Origin of the sequence: Streptomyces sp. NPDC052701, from assembly GCF_040678355.1 — a bacterium.
Lineage (GTDB): Bacteria > Actinomycetota > Actinomycetes > Streptomycetales > Streptomycetaceae > Streptomyces.
The window spans coordinates 1-17,613 of the sequence record NZ_JBFATO010000021.1 but is presented as its reverse complement, the minus strand read 5'-3'; the positions used below and the strand labels follow the sequence as shown (position 1 = coordinate 17,613).

Annotated in this window: 12 protein-coding genes; 5 read left to right on the top strand and 7 right to left on the bottom strand. The window is 69.8% G+C overall.

What is annotated here, in order from left to right; genetic code table 11:
* The first annotated feature begins 101 nt into the window (after nucleotides 1-101).
* Complete coding sequence (gene fusA, locus AB0L29_RS22805) at nucleotides 102-2,186, top strand: elongation factor G (protein WP_365829564.1); 2,085 nt, start codon at nucleotides 102-104, stop codon at nucleotides 2,184-2,186.
* A 102-nt stretch (nucleotides 2,187-2,288) separates the two neighbouring features.
* On the opposite strand, the gene AB0L29_RS22800 is transcribed toward fusA, so the two are convergent.
* Entirely contained in the window at nucleotides 2,289-4,076 is a 1,788-nt protein-coding gene (locus AB0L29_RS22800) for a coagulation factor 5/8 type domain-containing protein (RefSeq protein ID WP_365829563.1), read from the bottom strand.
* Nucleotides 4,077-4,531: 455 nt separating this feature from the next.
* Between AB0L29_RS22800 and AB0L29_RS22795 the strand changes: the two genes are divergently transcribed.
* The 3 genes from AB0L29_RS22795 to AB0L29_RS22785 all read left to right on the top strand — a co-directional run bounded on the left by AB0L29_RS22795 (nucleotide 4,532) and on the right by AB0L29_RS22785 (nucleotide 10,761).
* Nucleotides 4,532-6,355 carry a discoidin domain-containing protein gene (locus tag AB0L29_RS22795; RefSeq protein WP_365829651.1) on the top strand — a complete coding sequence of 608 codons (1,824 nt, stop codon included), beginning with the start codon at nucleotides 4,532-4,534 and terminating at the stop codon, nucleotides 6,353-6,355.
* A 196-nt stretch (nucleotides 6,356-6,551) separates the two neighbouring features.
* A complete protein-coding gene (locus AB0L29_RS22790; protein ID WP_365829562.1) occupies nucleotides 6,552-8,441 on the top strand; it encodes a DUF2075 domain-containing protein in 1,890 nt (629 codons plus the stop codon).
* Nucleotides 8,442-8,790: 349 nt separating this feature from the next.
* Nucleotides 8,791-10,761, top strand: coding sequence for a DUF2075 domain-containing protein (locus AB0L29_RS22785; RefSeq protein WP_365829561.1), 1,971 nt, complete (start codon nucleotides 8,791-8,793; stop codon nucleotides 10,759-10,761).
* Between the two features lie 56 nt (nucleotides 10,762-10,817).
* Here AB0L29_RS22785 and AB0L29_RS22780 read toward each other — a convergent pair whose 3' ends face one another.
* The 6 genes from AB0L29_RS22780 to AB0L29_RS22755 form a co-directional block, all read right to left on the bottom strand.
* The gene (locus tag AB0L29_RS22780; protein ID WP_365829560.1) at nucleotides 10,818-10,946 is read right to left on the bottom strand and encodes a DUF6408 family protein; all 129 of its coding nucleotides are present in this window, start codon (nucleotides 10,944-10,946) and stop codon (nucleotides 10,818-10,820) included.
* A 356-nt stretch (nucleotides 10,947-11,302) separates the two neighbouring features.
* Complete coding sequence (locus tag AB0L29_RS22775) at nucleotides 11,303-11,809, bottom strand: hypothetical protein (RefSeq protein WP_365829559.1); 507 nt, start codon at nucleotides 11,807-11,809, stop codon at nucleotides 11,303-11,305.
* Nucleotides 11,810-11,980: 171 nt separating this feature from the next.
* The gene (locus AB0L29_RS22770; RefSeq protein ID WP_365829558.1) at nucleotides 11,981-13,807 is read right to left on the bottom strand and encodes an alpha/beta hydrolase; all 1,827 of its coding nucleotides are present in this window, start codon (nucleotides 13,805-13,807) and stop codon (nucleotides 11,981-11,983) included.
* Between the two features lie 9 nt (nucleotides 13,808-13,816).
* Nucleotides 13,817-14,278, bottom strand: a complete 462-nt coding sequence (locus AB0L29_RS22765) for a hypothetical protein (RefSeq protein ID WP_365829557.1) — start codon at nucleotides 14,276-14,278, stop codon at nucleotides 13,817-13,819.
* Between the two features lie 573 nt (nucleotides 14,279-14,851).
* Entirely contained in the window at nucleotides 14,852-15,094 is a 243-nt protein-coding gene (locus tag AB0L29_RS22760; RefSeq protein WP_365829556.1) for a hypothetical protein, read from the bottom strand.
* Nucleotides 15,095-15,458: 364 nt separating this feature from the next.
* Nucleotides 15,459-17,207, bottom strand: a complete 1,749-nt coding sequence (locus AB0L29_RS22755; protein WP_365829555.1) for an AIPR family protein — start codon at nucleotides 17,205-17,207, stop codon at nucleotides 15,459-15,461.
* A 64-nt stretch (nucleotides 17,208-17,271) separates the two neighbouring features.
* On the opposite strand from AB0L29_RS22755, the gene AB0L29_RS22750 reads away from it, so the two are divergent.
* On the top strand, nucleotides 17,272-17,613 hold a 342-nt coding region (locus tag AB0L29_RS22750), incomplete at its 3' end, for a helix-turn-helix domain-containing protein (protein WP_365829554.1).

Below are 17,613 nucleotides of genomic sequence, written 5' to 3'. Positions count from 1 at the left end.
GCGGTACCCCGCCCGCCGACGGTCCGGCAGGTCCGCACGTCGTCGTCCCGTCCGGCCGATCGCGCCGTCCCGTTCCGGATGTCACCGAAAGGCCAAGGGCCGTGCGCACCGCACTCGAACGCCACCTCGCCAACCCGCTCTCCACCCTCCGCAACCTGGGCGTCCTCGCCCACGTCGACGCCGGCAAGACGACCGTCACCGAGCGGATCCTGTACGCCACCGGGACCACGCACAAGCGGGGCGAGGTCCACGACGGCACGACCGTCACCGACTTCGACCCGCAGGAGCGGGACCGGGGCATCACCATCTTTGCCGCGGCGGTGAGCTGCGCCTGGGACGGGCACCGGATCAACCTCATCGACACCCCGGGGCACGTCGACTTCGCCGACGAGGTGGAGCGCGCGCTGCGGGTGCTCGACGGCGCGGTCGCGGTGTTCGACGCGGTCGCGGGTGTCGAGCCGCAGAGCGAGTCGGTGTGGCGGCAGGCCGACCGGCACGGCGTGCCGAGGATCGCGTTCGTCAACAAGATGGACCGGGCCGGTGCCGACCTGGACGCGGCGGTCGCGTCGATCCGCGAACGCCTGCACCCGGCGCCGCTGCTCGTGCAGCTGCCGATCGGTACGGAGGACGGCTTCACGGGCGTCGTCGACCTGCTGCGCATGCGGGCACGGACCTGGGCCGACGGCGGCGACGAGGCCGCCGAGGGGCCGGTGCCGGACGCCCTGCGCGACGAGGCGGCACGGCGCCGCGGGCAGCTGGAGGAGGCCGTGGCCGGGCTCCACCCGGGCGCGCTGGAGGAGTACTGCGCCACCGGCACGCTCACCGCGCGGCGGCTCGCCGGCGCGCTGCGGGACCTGACGCACAGCGGCGACGGCGTGGTCGTGCTGTGCGGCTCGGCCTACCGCAACCGCGGCATCGAGCCGCTGCTGGACGCCGTCGTGGCCTACCTGCCGTCGCCGCTCGACGTACCGGCGGTGCGCGGCACCCGCGACGGCGGCGCGCAGGAGGAGCGGGCCGCCGATCCCTCGGCACCGCTGGCGGCGCTGGCGTTCAAGGTGAGCGCCACCCCGACGGGACGGCTGACGTACCTGCGGGTGTACTCGGGAACGATCGAGAGGGGAGACGCGGTGTGGGACACGGGCGCGCGGCGCACCGAGCGGATCGGCCGGATCCTGCGGGTGCGGGCGGACCGGCACGTCCCGCTGGAACGCGCCGTCGCCGGGGACATCGTGGCCGTGGTGGGCCTGAAGACCGCCCGCGCGGGCTCGACCCTGTGCGCGCCGGACGCGCCGCTCGTCCTGGAACCCCCGGGCGTGGCCGACCCGGTGGTCTCCGTCGCGGTCGAGGCGCGCCGGGGCGCCGACACCGGCCGGCTGGCCTCCGCGCTGGCCCGGCTGGCGGAGGAGGACCCCTCACTGGTGGTGCGGACCGACCCGGAGACCGGCCAGACGGTGCTGTCCGGCATGGGGGAGCTGCACCTGGAGGTCGCGGTGGAGAGGGTCCGCCGCGAGCAGGGGATCGAGGTCGGCGTCGGCCGGCCGCGGGTCGGCCACCGGGAGACCGTCGGACGCGGGGTGCGCGGGTTCGTGTACCGGCACGTCAAGCAGGACGGCGGTGCCGGGCAGTTCGCCCACGTCGTCCTGGACGTCGAACCCCTGGACGCCGACGCGGGTTTCGTGTTCCGCTCGGCCGTCGTCGGCGGGCGCGTGCCGCAGGAGTACGTCCGGGCGGTCGAGGCCGGCTGCCGGGACGCCCTCGCCGAGGGTCCCCTCGGCGGGCACCCGGTGACCGGGCTGCGCGTCACGCTCACCGACGGGGCGACCCACGTGAAGGACTCCTCGGAGACCGCCTTCCGCACGGCCGGCCGGCTCGGCCTGCGCGAGGCGCTGCGCGCCTGCGCGATGGTCCTGCTGGAACCGGTCGCCGAGGTCACGGTCACCGTCCCCGAGGACGCGGTGGGCGGCGTGCTCGCAGACCTCGCCGCACGGCGCGGCCGGGTCACCGGCTCGGCCGCCCGGGCCGGTGCCGCGGTCGTCACGGCCACCGTGCCACTGGCCGAACTGTTCGGCTATGCGACGAGGTTGCGCAGCCGCACCCAGGGCCGCGGCACCTTCACCGCCCGGCCCACGGGCCATGCCCCGGCGCCGGCGCTGGCTTCGGTACCGGCCCCGGCGTCCGCGCGGTAGCGCGGGGGCGGCCCTCCCTTCGCGGGAGGGCCGCCCCCGGCCTTCGCGCCGCGGCGCGGGTGGCGGTTCACCCGCGGGTGGCGGTTCACCCGCGGACGGCGGTCAGGGGTACGACACCACCGTCGACGGCACGGTGCTGGTCCCCGACGTCGGCGCCCCGGTGTCGTTGATGACGCGCTCGTACTGGCCGTTGCCGCCGAGCGAGACGACCAGCAGGTGGTGGAAGCGCACGCCCGGCCTGACCGGGGCGGCGAATCCGTGGTGCTGCACGATCGTGGGGTCGACGTTGTAGTAGCAGTAGCTGCCCAGGCCCCAGCCCTCGTGCGTGGTCACGTGGTCGCCGACCTTGTAGGCGGCGTACCCCTTGACCGAGCCGTTCTGGATGGCGGCCTGGTTCGGGGCGTCGTACGCCTTCTCGTTCTGGAAGAAGACCGTGCGGCCCCGCTCGCCGTTCCACTGCACGTCGTACTTGTTGAAGTGCTCCACGAACAGGCCCGTCGCCAGCACGTCGGAGCCGTTGACGACCAGGCCGTAGTCGGCCCGGTTGGTCTCCCAGCCCACGCCCTCGCCGTGGTCGGCGCGCCAGATCCAGGTGTGGTCGATGATCGTGTGGCGGCTGTTGACGACCATGCTGGTCGTCGCCTTGCCGGGGCCGGCCCCGCCGATGCGGATGAACACGTCCTGGACGGTGGTGGGGTTGGCGGAGTGGTCCCGGGACGCGCCCGCCGGGCCGACCTCCAGCAGGGTCGGCGAGTTGACCGGGCCGGCGTCGATGAGGAAGCCGGCCAGCCGTACGCCGTCGACGTCGGCGACCTTCAGAGCGGTGACGCCGTTGTCGGGGATGATCGTGGCGTACCCCAGGCCGAGGACCACGGTGTCGGCGCGGTTGACGCGGATCGGCTGGTCGACGTGGTAGATGCCGGGCGTCAGCAGCAGGTGCAGGCCCTGGTCGAGCGCCTGGTTGAGGGTGGCCGCCGAGACGCCGGGACGGGCGACGTAGAAGCGGGACAGCGGCAGCGAGGTGCCGCGCGGGGTGCCGTTGCCCCAGGTCACGCCCCGGGCATTGGTCCGCTTCTCCGGCAGGAACACGCGGAACTCGTCGCCGACGACGTACAGGAACGGCTTCTCCCGGGAGACGGGCGTCGTCTGGAGCGTGGTGTACGGCGGGTTGGGGAAGCTCTGCGCGGGCGCGCCCTCGACGCCGGAGAACACCATGTTCCACACGCCGTTGAGCCAGCTGCCGATCGCGCTGTCCCGGGTGTACCACTGCTGCTGCGAGTACGGGCCCACCTGGCCGTCGATGCGGCTGTCGGCGATGTAACCGCCGCTCGCCCAGCCGTAGCCGGTGGGGGCGAGGTTGAGGCCGCCGCGCACGTGCATGCGGCGGAAGGGGGCGGCCTGGGAGACGGCCCAGCGGTTGGTGCCGTTCGCCGGGACCAGGGCGAGGTTCTCCGCCGAACGCCAGAAGTTCTGCGTGGCGTTGCCCTCGAACCAGCCGGCGTCCACCGTCACATCGCCGTTGATCGTGGTGTCGTCGGGGGACAGGCCGAGGCCGGCGATGGAGGTGTAGAAGCCGATCTGGGCGTTGAGGCCGTGGTACGTGCCCGGCTTGAACAGCAGGGCGTAGCGGCCGGTGCCGAACTGGGCCGACTCCTGCCGGGCGAACACCTCGTCCAGCCTGGCCTGGATGCCGGGCGTGGACGGGTCGAACACGAGGACGTTGGGGCCGAGGTCGCCACCGCCCTGCAGGCGGCGCGGCCCGCCGCGCGTCGCCGGGGCGGCGGAGGCGGAGGAGGGCAGGGCCGCCAGCACGGGGGCGGCGGCCGCGGCGCCCAGGACGGCTCGGCGGCCGATCGCGGGCAGGCGGGGGGAAGGGGAGTCGGTGGACATGGGGCGGCTCTCCTGCTTCAGGAAGTGAACGAGGTGGGGGAGGTGGGAGCGCTCTCTCGCCGCTGAATAGTTCATCCCCGCAACTGATGAGTCAAGGGGTGCGGCGAGAGTTGGGGGAGTGCGTCGAAACCCTTGACGCGTGGCCGGGACGCCGCTTAACTCACGTCCTAAATTAAGCCATGAGTCACCTCGCCGAAAGGCGTACCGGCGGATGCGGGTACGGGAGCCCGCGTCCCCCCGTTCCCAGACCCCGGCCGTGCCGCCGGGTCTGGTCCGGCATGTCATGAGCACGGCTAGCAAGGCAGGAAAACCCCACACCCGGCCCCGGCACCCCCAACCTCCCCGAGGAGAGCCGCATGCCATCCCGTACTCCCCGCACGCCCGGCACCCCCCGGACGTCCCGCACTCCCCGCAGATCCCGCACCCTGCTGACGGCCCTGGCCACAGCCGCCCTGATGTCGGCGATGCCCGCGTTCGCAGCGCCCGCTCCGCAGACCACCGCCGCCGCGGCCGCCTGGGACACCGACCTGGCCGCGGCCGCCCTCACCGCGAACCCGGCCGCCGTCACGGCCTCCGGCAGCGAGAGCGCCGCCACCGCCCCCGGCCTCGCCTTCGACGGCAACGGCACCACCCGCTGGTCCAGCAACTTTGCCGACGACGCCTGGATCCGCGTCGACCTCGGCTCCACCGTGCGCATCCACCGGGTCGTCCTCGACTGGGAGGCGGCGTACGGCAAGAGGTACGTCCTGGAGGTCTCGAGGAACGGCACCGACTGGACGCCCTTCCACACGGAGACCGACGGCACGGGCGGCACGGTCACGGCGCACACCTACCCCCAGGAGGTCACCGGCCGCTACGTCCGCATGCGCGGCGTGCAGCGCGCCACCCCCTACGGCTACTCCCTCTACTCCTTCCGCGTCTACGGCGGCGAACCGGCCCCGGCGTCCACGACCCGCACCAACCTCGCCCTGAACCACCCGGCGTTCTCGAACTACTACCAGCACGCGGGCAACTCCCCGGCGTTCGTGACGGACGGCGGCCGGCCCGCCAACCTCAAGGACGACGCGACACGCTGGTCCAGCGACTGGAACGCCGACCGCTGGGTGTCGGTGGACCTCGGCGCGACGTCCACGATCGACACGGTGGACCTGTACTGGGAGGCGGCGTACGCCGTCGACTACGAACTGCAGGTGTCCGACGACAACCGCACCTGGCGCACGGTGTACCGCCCCTCGGCGAGCGAGGTCGCCGCCCGCCGGGCGAACGTGAAGTCCCCGGCGGAAGCGACGGGAGTCCACGACTCCGTCCGGCTCCCGCAGCCGGCGCAGGGACGCTACGTCCGCATGCTCGGCAAGGAACGCCGCTCCTTCTACAACCCGGCCCCCGCCACGGCCCAGTTCGGCTACTCCCTCTACGAGTTCGAGGTCTGGGGCACCGGCGGCAGCGCCTCGGCCGCCTACCCGGCCCTCCCCGCCGACCAGCCGGGCACCTACCGCACCACCTTCTTCGACGACTTCACCACCTCCGCGCTCGACCGCTCCAAGTGGCGGGTGGTGCGCACCGGCACGGAGATGGGCTCGGTCAACGGCGAGGCGCAGGCGTACGTCGACTCCCCGGACACCATCCGCACGGAGAACGGCAACCTGGTCCTGACACCCAGGTACTGCAAGGGCTGCACCCGGGCGGGCGGCGGCACCTACGACTTCACGTCCGGCCGCATCGACACCCACACGAAGTTCGACTTCACCTACGGCCGGGTCAGCGCCCGCATGAAACTCCCCGTCGGCGACGGCTTCTGGCCCGCCTTCTGGCTGCTGGGCAGCGACGTCGACAACCCGTCGGTCGGCTGGCCGTCCTCCGGCGAGACCGACATCATGGAGAACATCGGCTACGCGGACTGGACGAGCACCGCCCTGCACGGCCCCGGCTACTCCGCCGACGGCAACATCGGCGCCCGCCAGACCTACCCCAACGGCGGCCGGGCCGACCAGTGGCACACCTACGCGGTGGAGTGGACCCCGACGGCGATGCGCTTCTACGTCGACGACCGCCTGGTCCAGGAGACCACCCGCAACAAGCTGGAGTCGACCCGCGGCCAGTGGGTCTTCGACCACAACCAGTACGTGATCCTCAACTTCGCCCTCGGCGGCGCCTACCCGGCCGGCTGGAACAAGGTCACCAGCCCCTACTGGGGCCTGCCGCAGTCCAGCGTGGACCGGATCGCGGGCGGGGGAGTGCGGGCCGAGGTGGACTGGGTGCGGGTGGAGCAGAAGGGGTGAGCGCGCGGGCCACGGGCGATCCGGTCGCCCGTGGCCCGGTTCGACCCCGGCGACCCCTCGTACGGCTGCCGGCCCCAGCAGGTAATCTCGAGCACATCGTCAACGCGGCCCGACGGGCTTCCGCTCCGCCTCGGCGGAGTCTCGAAGGACATGCCCCCACCCGCACGAGTCACTTCGTGCTGCCTGGGGGAAGTTCTTGCTGTTCCGCGCGTCCGCGAAAACGGTCGCCGTCATGGCGCTCGACCGTTCGCTGTTCCTGCACCTCACCGACCAGTTCGCCCACATGCACGGCTACCGGCCCGGCGCCTCGGAGGTGCGCTCCTGGGAGCGCAGCATCCCCGTCCTGGCCGCGGCGCTCAACGACGCGGGACTGGGCGACGTGGAGGTCATGCTGGAGTACGCGCTCCCGCTGAACAGCAAGCGCGCGGACGTCGTGCTCGCCGGCGTGCACCCGGTCACGGGGGAGCCGTCGTACGTCGTGGTGGAGCTGAAGCAGTGGAGCCAGGCACTGCCTCACGAGGACGACCCCACCCTCTGTCACGTCGACGCCTACGCCCACCCGGTCCTCAACCCCGTCGAGCAGGTTCGCCGCTACTGCGACTACCTGGTCAACTTCAACGGGGCGGTGGCCGAACACGGGCACCGGGTCGACGGAGTGGCGTTCCTGCACAACGCCACGGAGTTCGGTGTGGCCGGTCTGCGGGAGATCGAGCGTGACGGCCGCGGGCTGCTCTTCACCGGAGACCGCCGCGGCGCCTTCCTCGACCATCTCCGTTCCAGGCTGAGCGACAAGCACTCCGGTGCCAAGGCCGCGGACGAACTGCTCGCGGGCGCCACGGTGCCGTCCAGGCAACTGATGTCGGTGGCCGCCGAGGAGGTCCGCGAGCGCCAGCAGTTCGTCCTGCTCGACGAGCAGCAGGTCGCCTACCGCATGGTGCTCAACGCGGTGGAGAAGGCCAAACGCGCCGACCGCAAGGAAGTCGTCATCGTCACCGGCGGTCCCGGCACCGGCAAGAGCGTGATCGCCCTGCAGTTGCTCGGTGAACTGTACCGGCGCGGGGTCTCGGCGCTGCACGCCACCGGCTCGCAGTCGTTCACCAGGACGATGCGGAAGGTCGCGGGCTCCCGGAAACGGGAGGTCCAGGACCTGTTCAAGTACTTCAACAGCTTCATGACCACCGAGAAGAACAGCCTGGACGCCCTGATCTGCGACGAGGCCCACCGTATCCGGGAGACCTCGGCCAACCGCTACACCCGCGCCGAGCACCGGACCGGCAGGGCCCAGATCGACGAACTCATCGACGTCGCCCACGTGCCCGTCTTCCTCCTCGACGAGCACCAGGTCGTGCGTCCGGGCGAGATGGGGACCGTGGCCGACATCAAGGCGGCGGCGGCCAAGCGGGACATTCCCTGCCACGTCGTCCCCCTGGACAGCCAGTTCCGCTGCGGCGGCAGCGACGCCTACCTGCGCTGGGTGGTCCGCCTCCTCGGCCTCGAACCCGGCGGACCGGTCGTCTGGGAACCCGACGGCCGCATGCAACTGCTGGTCGCCGACAGCCCGCAGGAGATGGAAACGCTCCTCGAAGCCCGCCGCGCCCAGGGCTACGGCGCCCGCATGTCCGCCGGCTACTGCTGGCGCTGGTCCCCGGAGCCCAAGCCCGGGGAACCACTGCCGCCCGATGTCGTCATCGGCGACTGGGCCCGTCCCTGGAACCTGCGCGGCGACCGCTCCGTCTCCGGCGCGCCCCCGGCCGCCCTGTGGGCCACCGACCCGGCGGGCTTCGGCCAGGTCGGCTGCGTCTACACCGCCCAGGGCTTCGAGTACGACTGGTCCGGCGTCATCATCGGCCCCGACCTGGTCTGGCGCGGCGACCGCTGGATCACGGACCGCACGGCGTCCAAGGACCCGGTGTTCAAGAAGTCCGTCCCGGACACCGACGTGGACCGCCTGATCCGGAACACCTACAAGGTCCTCCTGACCCGCGGCATGGTCGGCACGATCGTGTACTCGACGGACCCGGAGACGCGGGAGAAGCTGCGGGAACTGGCGGGTGGTCGGCTGGAGCGGCGACCTTCCACGGTTTGACCCGGGATCGGGACAGGTCCTCGCCACGATGCGCGTGTTCCAGCCATGATGGCCGCGCTTCGGGCCGACAACGGCGCCGCCGCCTTCCACCGGGCGGCCGTCTCCTTAAGATCACGGGTACTGATCGCGGCCCGACGGGCTTCCTCACGAGGACATGCCCCCACCCGCACGAGTCACTCGTGCTCTGGGGGACCACCTCGTGTCCATGCTCCTGCTGAGGCTGGCAGCGCAGGATCTGCTGACCTTGAACTCGAGGCGCCGCATGGTGCCTCACCTGGCCGCCAGGTGGCGGCACTTCCGAGGCGCCGACGCTTCGCTGACGGAACGTTCCGCGTGGGCCGAAAGCCTCGTGCACCTTGCCGAAGACCTGGTCGCCGCCGGTCGCGGAAACGTGGAGATGATCGTCGAGTGCGCTGCCACTCTCGACGAGGCCGACCGCCCCGGTGATCCGAGGCTCATCGATGTCGTACTCGTGGGCCATCACCCTGAAGAGGGGAGACTGTCCGTCCAACTGGTCGAGTTGAAGCGCTGGTCGATGGTGACCAGGGTGGAGCGAGCCACGGCGGAGCTGGTTCACGTACCGGGGATGGGCAGGAAGAAGCACCCGGCTCTGCAATTACGCGAGTACTACGAGGCGTTCACAGGCGGCAGGGGCCCGCTGCACGGACTGGACTTCGAATGCGGCGGTTTCGCCTACCTGCACAACGCCACCGACGCCTCCGTCCGGCCCTTGATCGACGTGGACGCCCCGACCGGCGCCTACGCCCGCGTCTACACGAACGACCGGCGCGAACAACTGCTGTCCGACCTGCGCAGGCATTTCGCCGACGAGGGCGGCGCCTCCGCGGCCGAGCTGCTGCTGCAGAACATGGGTTTGCGCAACACACCCCTGCTCGACGCCATGATCCGTTCCCGCGGGGAGGACACGGTCTTCACCCTGCGTGGTCGGCAGAAGAAGGTCGCCGACCAGATCCTCGACACCGCCGCCAAGGTCCTCCCAGATCCGCGGCGTCCGGCCCTCGTGCCGGACGAGCGGCGTGTGGTCTTCCTGGTCACAGGTGGCGCCGGTACGGGGAAGAGCGCCATCGGCCTCCAGATAAAGGCGGAACTGGAGGCCGACGGCCACACGGTCAAGTACGCCAGCGGCAGCAGGGCCTTCAACGGCGCGATCCAGGAACACGTCGGCTACGGGGACCGCGAGTTCAAGGAGACCTTCACCTACTTCAGCAACTTCGTCACCCCGCCGGACCCGCCCCTCGACGTGTTGATCTGCGACGAGGCCCACCGCCTGCGGGAACGCTCGACCAACCGGTTCTGGAAGCCCGAGCAGCAGGGCACCAAGCCCCAGGTCGACGAGCTCCTCGACGCGTCCCGTCTGACCGTGTTCTTCCTCGACGAGGGCCAGTGCGTGCGACCGAACGAGGTCGGAACCGTCGACCTGATCGAGGACGCGGCGCAGCGGTACGGCGCCAGTCTCCTCCGGTACGAACTCCGGGAACAGTTCCGCTGCGGCGGCAGCGACGCCTACATCCGCTGGGTGCGCGCCGTGCTCGGGGTGACGGACGAGGAGCCGGAGCAGTGGACGCCGGACGGACTGATGCACGTCGAGGTGGCCGACAGCCCGGAAGAACTCGAACGGATCATCCGCACCGAAGCGCTCGCCGGAGCGTCCGCCCGCCTGGTCGCGGGGTACTGCTGGCCGTGGACGAAACCGATCGGCAAGGAGAGGCGTCTGGAGGCCGACGTACGGATCGGTGACTGGCACAGGCCGTGGAACGCGGACAGCGACGCGTTCTGCGAGAACGGGGCACCGCCGTGCAAGATCTGGTCCGTGCACGAGAAGGGACTCGACCAGATCGGCTGTGTGTACACGGCCCAAGGGCTCGAATGGGACTGGTGCGGCGTGATCATGGGTGAGGACATGGTGCGTCGGGACGGCCGGTGGGAGTTCCGCCGGGGCAAGGAACGGAAGGACCCGGAGACCGGCGTCAAGCGCGTCGCCGTCCCGGGGTCGTTCGACCCCAAGGTGCGGGCCGGCAGCGTCGACGACCAGGAGTTCGCCCGGCTGGTCCGCCACGCCTACCACGTGCTGATGACCCGGGCGAGCCGTGCGACGGTGCTCTACTCCACGGATGAGGAGACCCGGAACTACCTGAAGGAAATGGTCGGCGAGGTCCAGGTCCACGGGCTGCGCCCCACCTGGGAGAACCTGCCGGAGGAAGCGCGCGTGCCGCACCTGCCCCGGCCCCGCCGGGGGCAGCGGCCCCGCAGGAGGCGCCAGGGTTCGGGCTCGCAGGTGCCTGATCCGCGTCTGTTCTGACGCACGTCGCCGGACACGTGGAGTGGCGGGCTCTCCGGGCCCGCCACAAGCCTGCGTCAGAAGACCAGGCGCGCTGCCGCCGTCAGGGCCGCCACCACGAGATTGGCGACGACACCCACGGTGACGTCGACCAGGATCTCGCGAAGCCGGTTACGACGTGCAGGCTCGTACTCAACGGGGTTCACAGGTATCCACTCCTTGGCGTGAGCTGGGAATGGCGGGACCGCCCTTCCGGGCATCCGCAGTCACACCGCGTGTGGACACGCAGCGGAAACCACTCGTCAGTCACGGCCGAGGACCGGCGCATGAACACCGCCGACGTACCCTCCGGGAAGGTGCGCAGCGGTGAACAACACTAATGCAGCACGAAGCTGGCGGCTGTTCATTTTCGGCCGTCGGCGGACGCGCGGTCACTTGCCCCGAGGCAGCCACCGTGCCGCCTGCTCGCGGCTCACCTCCGTGGCGTCGACGTGCTTGTCTCCTCTTCGGGAGGGCCGTTCGGTCGGGCTGCCTGCCTTCGAGGACCCGCCGCCCCGCGGTGTCAGAAGTGGTCGACCGTCTGCCCCTCGGGCACGCGGTAGCAGCCGGACGTGACGTCGATCCCCAGGCTCGGTGTCGCGTCCTTGGAGTACTGGACGATCCAGACGCTGACCTTCTTCGCGTCGTTGTCGGCGACCAGGTTGAGTGCCTTGTTGGGGCTGTTGTCGCGGTACAGCCGCTTGGTCACCCAGCCGCCCGTGTTCAGTTTCTTCTTCAGGTTCTCCATCGCCACGTCGATGTCGCCGGGCTTCGTCGGCGCGAAGTTCCAGGGGTGGTGGACGGTGAAGTACGTGTCCGGGTCCTTGCCTTCGCACTTCTTGACGCCGGGGCCGGGCTCGGACGCCTTGCCGGGAACGCCGGCGAACCTGTAGAGCTCGCTGGACACCTCCTTCACGGCGGCGACCGCCTCCTCGGTCGTCGCCGTGCCCGCGTCGGGAAGGCCCGCACCGGGCTCCTGGGAGCTGCCGGCCGCGTTGCCGGCGGAGTCGTTGCCGTCGTTTTCGGTCATGCCACATCCGCTGAGGAGAAGTCCGGTCAGGACGAGAGCCAGGGGCAGGGTCGGGAAGGAGCCGCCCCGGTGGTGCGGGGCCGGTACGGGGCGTGGTCCGTAGAACATGAAAGTCCAAGGTCTTCGTCGAGTGGGCGGTGGCGGAACGGCGCTCGACACCGTCATGCCGTCTTACTGGGGAGCGGTCACGTAGCCGTACTTGCCGACCACGACCAGCGCCTGGTTCTTCAACGCCGTCGTGCCCCGGTCCCAGTACTCGCTGTGGCCTGTGGCTCCCGTCGTTCCCGTGGGACCGGTTCCCTCGGGAGCCGTGTTCATCTGGTTCGCGCCGAAGGCCTCCTCGTCACTGGGGATGAGGAAGACGCCGCCGCCGAGGTTCCATCTGTTGCCGCCGTGGCCCCAGCGGCCGATGTCGGGCACCGGGTCGTCCTCGGCCTCCTGGTTCCAGACGTGCCCCTTCGGAACGTCCATCTGGTCGGCGTGGCCGACCTTGACGCCGGGACTCCCGGCGAAGATCACGTCGTCGGCGTTGAGGGTGCCGGTCTCGGCAGCGGCTCCGATGAGGGTGGTGCCGTAGGAGTGTCCGATGGCGGTGCGGTGCGGTTCCCCGGGGCCGGAGTGGGAAGCGTCGAGGCCGTCCATGAACCGCCGGTACGCGGGCGCGCCGTCGTAGGCGTAGTGCTCGAAGGGGGCGTCCTTGACGATCGACTGGGGCGCGTCGTAGCCGAGCCAGGTGATGGTCGACACGGAGGCGTCCGGTGACGTCTGGTTGGTCTGGCGCCACAGTTCGGTCATCCGGTTGATGTCACCTCCGATCTTCTCCAGGTTCGAGGTGGTGCCCGGCACGTACACCGCCTGGTGCTGGGCCGTGTCGGGGTTGCCGGTCGCGACGATGGCCCTGCCGTTCCCCTCCGGACTGAAGCCGAGCAGGTAGGCCTCGGGAAGTCCCTCCTTCCCCGTGTCGTCGAAGCGGTTCTGGATGGCGTTCATGCCCTTGAGAGAGGCCGTGAGGTGGCGGTACTCGTCACCGTACTTCCTCTCCCACGCCATCCATTCGTCCGTGTGGACCTTGGACGGATACGGGCCTGCCGTGATCCAGGTCCACTCGTTGACGGGCGGCTTCGGGATCGAGTTGAGCCTGAGCTGGTACTCGGAGCGTTTCTCCTCGAACACCACGCGGTTCGCCTCGTCCCTGACCTCGGCGGGCAGGCCGTCCAACCCTCCCACGACCTCGGGATGGGTAGCGAGGTACGCCTCGCGCTCTTCGGGGGCGAGCGCTTTCCACCAGTCCGCGTTCTGCTGAGGGGTGGCGTCCTTCGGCGGTCCGCCGATGGATGCCAGGTAGTCCTTGCCCGCCTCGCGGACTCCGCCCATGTCCGACTGGGCGTCCCTCAGGTCCTCGTCGGACACGGTCAGGTCGTCGTCGGCCTTCAGGGCACGGATCTTCGGCGCCCACTTGGCGTCCGCCTCCGTTGCCTCCTTGAGGGCGTGGGCGATGCGGTCCGCGATGGCCAACGCCTCGGCGTGGTGGGGATTGGGGTTGGAGTTCGCGGCCTGGCGAGCCACGGCCTGGGCCGTCGGGTCGGTGAAGCCGCCGACCGTGCCGCCCTTGGCCGGTGACCCGGATCCGTTCAGCGGTTGTCCCTCTGGATAGGTGACGCTGCCGTCCGCGTTGACGGTGAACTTCGACGCCTCCGCGGCATCGAGCGCGGACATGAGTTTCTTCCGCGCGGCGTCCAGATCGTGTGCGAATCCGTTGAGCGCTGCGCTGATCAGGCCGCATTCGATCTGTGTGTAGTGGAAGTTGGCCGAGAGCTTCTTCAACTCCCCGACAGCCGCTTCCAGCGCTTTGCCCTTGAGGGACTTACGCATGCTTACGACAACGACATGGCCGATGTGATCCTTGGCCGTGCCGGCCATGTCACCGGTGGCACGATAACCATCGGCGGCCTGTTCGAATTCTGAGGGTGCCAGCTTTTTGAGGGTCGCGAGGTCCACGGCAGGCTGTCACCGCCCCGAGCCCTGGCCGCCGACGGCGTGCGTGTCCGCGAATCGGGTGTCGATGGTGCCGAACACCGACCGCACGGCCTCGTCCGTCATCAGCAGGTCGTGCCCGATCTGCTCGAAAACCTCTTTGACACTGCCACAGCGGTCATCGACGCCCTTGAGATAGGAGGCCCAGGAGTCGTAGACCTCTTTCTGCGCCCCGGCCGACAGGCATCCGGTCTCGCCGGCTAACCCCTCCTGCCCGTCCCGTAACTTGTTCAGGGCCTTGCCGATGTCGTCCCTCAGCCCGCCGATGTCCGCTCCAGCCCTGTTCCACGCCCGCTTATTGGAAGTGAGTCCCCCGGTGACGCTGCTGGTGGAGGGGCCTGCCCCGTCGCCCGGCGGAAGCTGGTCGAGCTGCATCTGCGCACCGTGCCGCTGAGCGGCGTCCTGCTTGAGCTGTTCCCACTCGTCCCACGCCATGCGTCGTCCTTCCCGCGGCCCGGGCGGCTTGTCCAAGGGAGCACCGACCGGTGTTCAGCCGCTTTCTGCAAGATCGGCGCTGCGGACGTTATAGAACGGGAGCGCTCTACGACGTCCGCGCACCCACTCAATCCGGACTGAGTATGCATACTCAGTCCGGATCGAGTCGGGCGGACCACCCGGCTGGCGCGAAGTCGCCGCTGGGCGTGAGTGACGCGATGCGTCATAGGTGCTGCTGGACGCGGAGCGTCTGAGTGGCCGGTGGTACGGGGAGCGCGCAGGGGATTGGCCAGTTGTGACCGGTTCACCGTTTGTCCGGTGTCCGCGACGGGGCTCCTCGTCGCCGCAGGTGACGCGGCGCGGGGAGAGCGCCGGTCGAAGGGTTGTAGGCGATCTCCCACTTGAGGCGTTCGGCGCCCTTGCACATGTCTTCATGGAACCTGCGTTCCGCTTCGCTCGGTACTCCGAGGTCTCCGCTATGGCAACCGTGCCGGTGACGGCACGTGCGGCATGCCGCAGCGGCTCTGCGCAGTCGAAGGCGGGCTGTGAAAGTGGCTGACGTTCGGAGCTCTTTCAGCACTTTTTGACGAACTGTGCCGACTCGGAAGTCAGCTTCACCCAGCGACCGGAGTTGGCGGCAACATCCGAACCTGCCTGCGCGACTGCAGCTCCGGTACCGAAGGCGGACCTGAGCCGCTGCAGTCCGAGCTCCCTCGACGACAGTCCCTCCGAGGCGAGGAAGCGGTCGACATCCGTCGCGTTCCCGATGACCGCCAGTCCGTCACCGTCGCTGATCAGCTGAATCTCGTTGTCCATCGTCCGCCCCTGAGGTGGCTTCTCGCAGTTGAAGGGAGTCGGGGGCTCCGCGGCAATCGCCGGGCAGGGGCCGAGGTCTTCCGATGGCGGGAGACCGAGGTGCTGATCCAGGCAGGACCGGGGCGCCTTCCCTTCCCCTCGGCGGGACGTTCGGTGATGAACCAGGCGGATTTGTTCCCGGCCATCTCGCTGGTGTGAAAGTCGTTGGGTAGGTCGCGCGCCGACCCCGTCGGCATCCGCAAGAGCTTGGTGCAGGAGCTGGGCGGGCCGTGCACGCCTCATCGGGTGCGCTGCGAAGGGCGGGTCCTCATCTCGCCGAGGCACCAGGGCGGCCGGAAGTGCTCCCCGGCCGCCCTGGTGCCTCCTACTTCCGATGGGTTCGGGGCCAGCCGAAGCTTTCCAGCAGGTGCTGGACGAACTCGTTGTTCTTGGCCGTCTGGTCCGGTCCCACGCCGTGGACCTCCTGGTAGTGCCTGAACTCCTCCCGGAGCCGCGTCCAGAGTTCGGCCAGTCGGCTCTGGGTGGGGAAGGCCCCCTCGCGAGCGGCGTTCTCGAGATGGGTGGGCCGGTTGAAGGGCCGGCCGACGAGGTCCGTCGCCGCCAGCATGGCCAGGTAGAAGTGCAGGTTGGTGAACTCCGAGCCCGATACGGGAGTGGCGGACGACTGGAGGAACGCGTCGACGCGTCGCTGGGCCATGGCGAGCCACAGGTAGACGGGCAGCGGTGTCGTGGAGGAGAAGACGCGCTCGTAGTCGGAGTCGGACTTCAGCAGGCTGGAGGGCCGGGCTCGGGCGTAGTCGGGCCGCCCGAGTGCCATGGCCATCACGGTCTGGGCGAGGAAGGGGATGCTGATGATCCGGTCCAGGGGTTTGCCCTGGTTCCGGTAGTAGTTCTTACGCCGGTCGTAGAACCAGCCGCGGTCGTAGAAGTAGGACTCGATCTGCCGCTGGATGTCGTCCGTCGCCCGCAGCGAGGCCACCGGTACCGAGGTCTGCCGGTTGGTCGCCCTGATCACCGCGTCCCGCGCCGCCTGGTTCGCGGTGACGAGGATGCGCACCTGGACCAGCCGGGCGAACACGGCTGCGTCGGGGTCGGCCTCGTACTTGTCGCGCAGTGTGTCGTGCAGCGTGTACGACGTCTGCAGGCCATTGACGATCTGCACGTCGGACAGGCTGAGCCGCTTGCCGATGGAACTGGCGCCGGAACACACGATGGTGATGCCGTTGTTGAGCCACCAGAACTCCGGAGCGTCCGGGTCCAGCAGCGAGGCCGCGATCTCCCGGTTCACCTCGACGTTTCCCTGGTAGTCGCGCACGTTCCAGTCGAAGATGTGCGACTTGATCGAGCCGTCTTCCTCGCTCAGGAAGTCCAGGTAGTCCCCGAGCGTGATCAGCGCGATGTGGCTGGTGCCGTGGGTGATGCTTTCCTGGTACGGGAGCTCCAGCGTGTACGACGGGATGACGCTGGCCCGCTTCCACAGCTCGGCCGGCCCCAGGAACTCGACCTCCCCCGAGGCGGTGCCGAGAATTTTGGCGAACTGCACCTCCAGGTGCTGTGCCTTGAGCCGCACCTTGGGGTGGATGGTCTCCGTGTCACCGCGCGTGACATAGGAGAAGCGGATCTTGACCGAGGGCATGCGCTTCGCGGTGCGCAGCAGCGCCTGCCGGAAGAGGTTGATCCGGGCGAGCAGATCCTCGGAGTAGAGGCCGCTCAGGGTCTTGTCGTCCGCGTCGAGGTCGAGCAGCAGGTTGCAGGAGGATGCGACCTTGTCCAGGGCGACTTCGGAGAACGACTTGCTCGTCTTGGCCTGGACGAGCCAGAGGGTCAGCGGAACGCCCGTCTCCAGGCTGTTCACGGAGAAGGACGGCTGGAAGACATCGCTGTCCTCGTGCAGGAGACGGTTGCCGAGGAAGACGTAGGCGCCGTCGATGCCTCCGTCGTCGCCTCCCCCGATCACCCCCGCGGTGATCTCCTCCGCCGATAACCCGTACTCGTGCAGCGCCTGTTCGCAGGCGAAGTGCTCGAACGCGACGTCGAAGGAAAGCTGGACTTCGCCGTTGGTACGCCGGTCCTCGACGATCTGATCCGTCAGGACGAGGTCGTTGCCGCCCACGTCTCCACCCCCATGGTGCTGTGCAGCGAAAGAGCTGATCACTTTAGTACCGCGAGCGCGGGCGATGGCGGCATGTTCCGCGCCTCGGTACCGACATTCGGCGGATCCGGCGCTTGTGGTCTCGGGGCCGTGGCGGGAGTCGTCCGACAGCCTGAAGGCGTTCGGGGCGGCATTGAAGGCGTTCCGGGAACGTTCCCTGCTCACCCAGGAACAGCTCGCCGAGCGGCTCAACTACTGGCACGCCTCGGTCGCCTCGATCGAGCAGGGCCGGCGGATACCGACCGCCCGGTTCGTCGAGCGGGCGGAGGAAGTGCTGGAGGCGTTCGGCCGGCACGGCGGTGAGGGCAAGCCGCGCGTGGGGCAGCTTCCGGTGTGCTACGACCCCGACCGGGACGCCGCGGTCAAG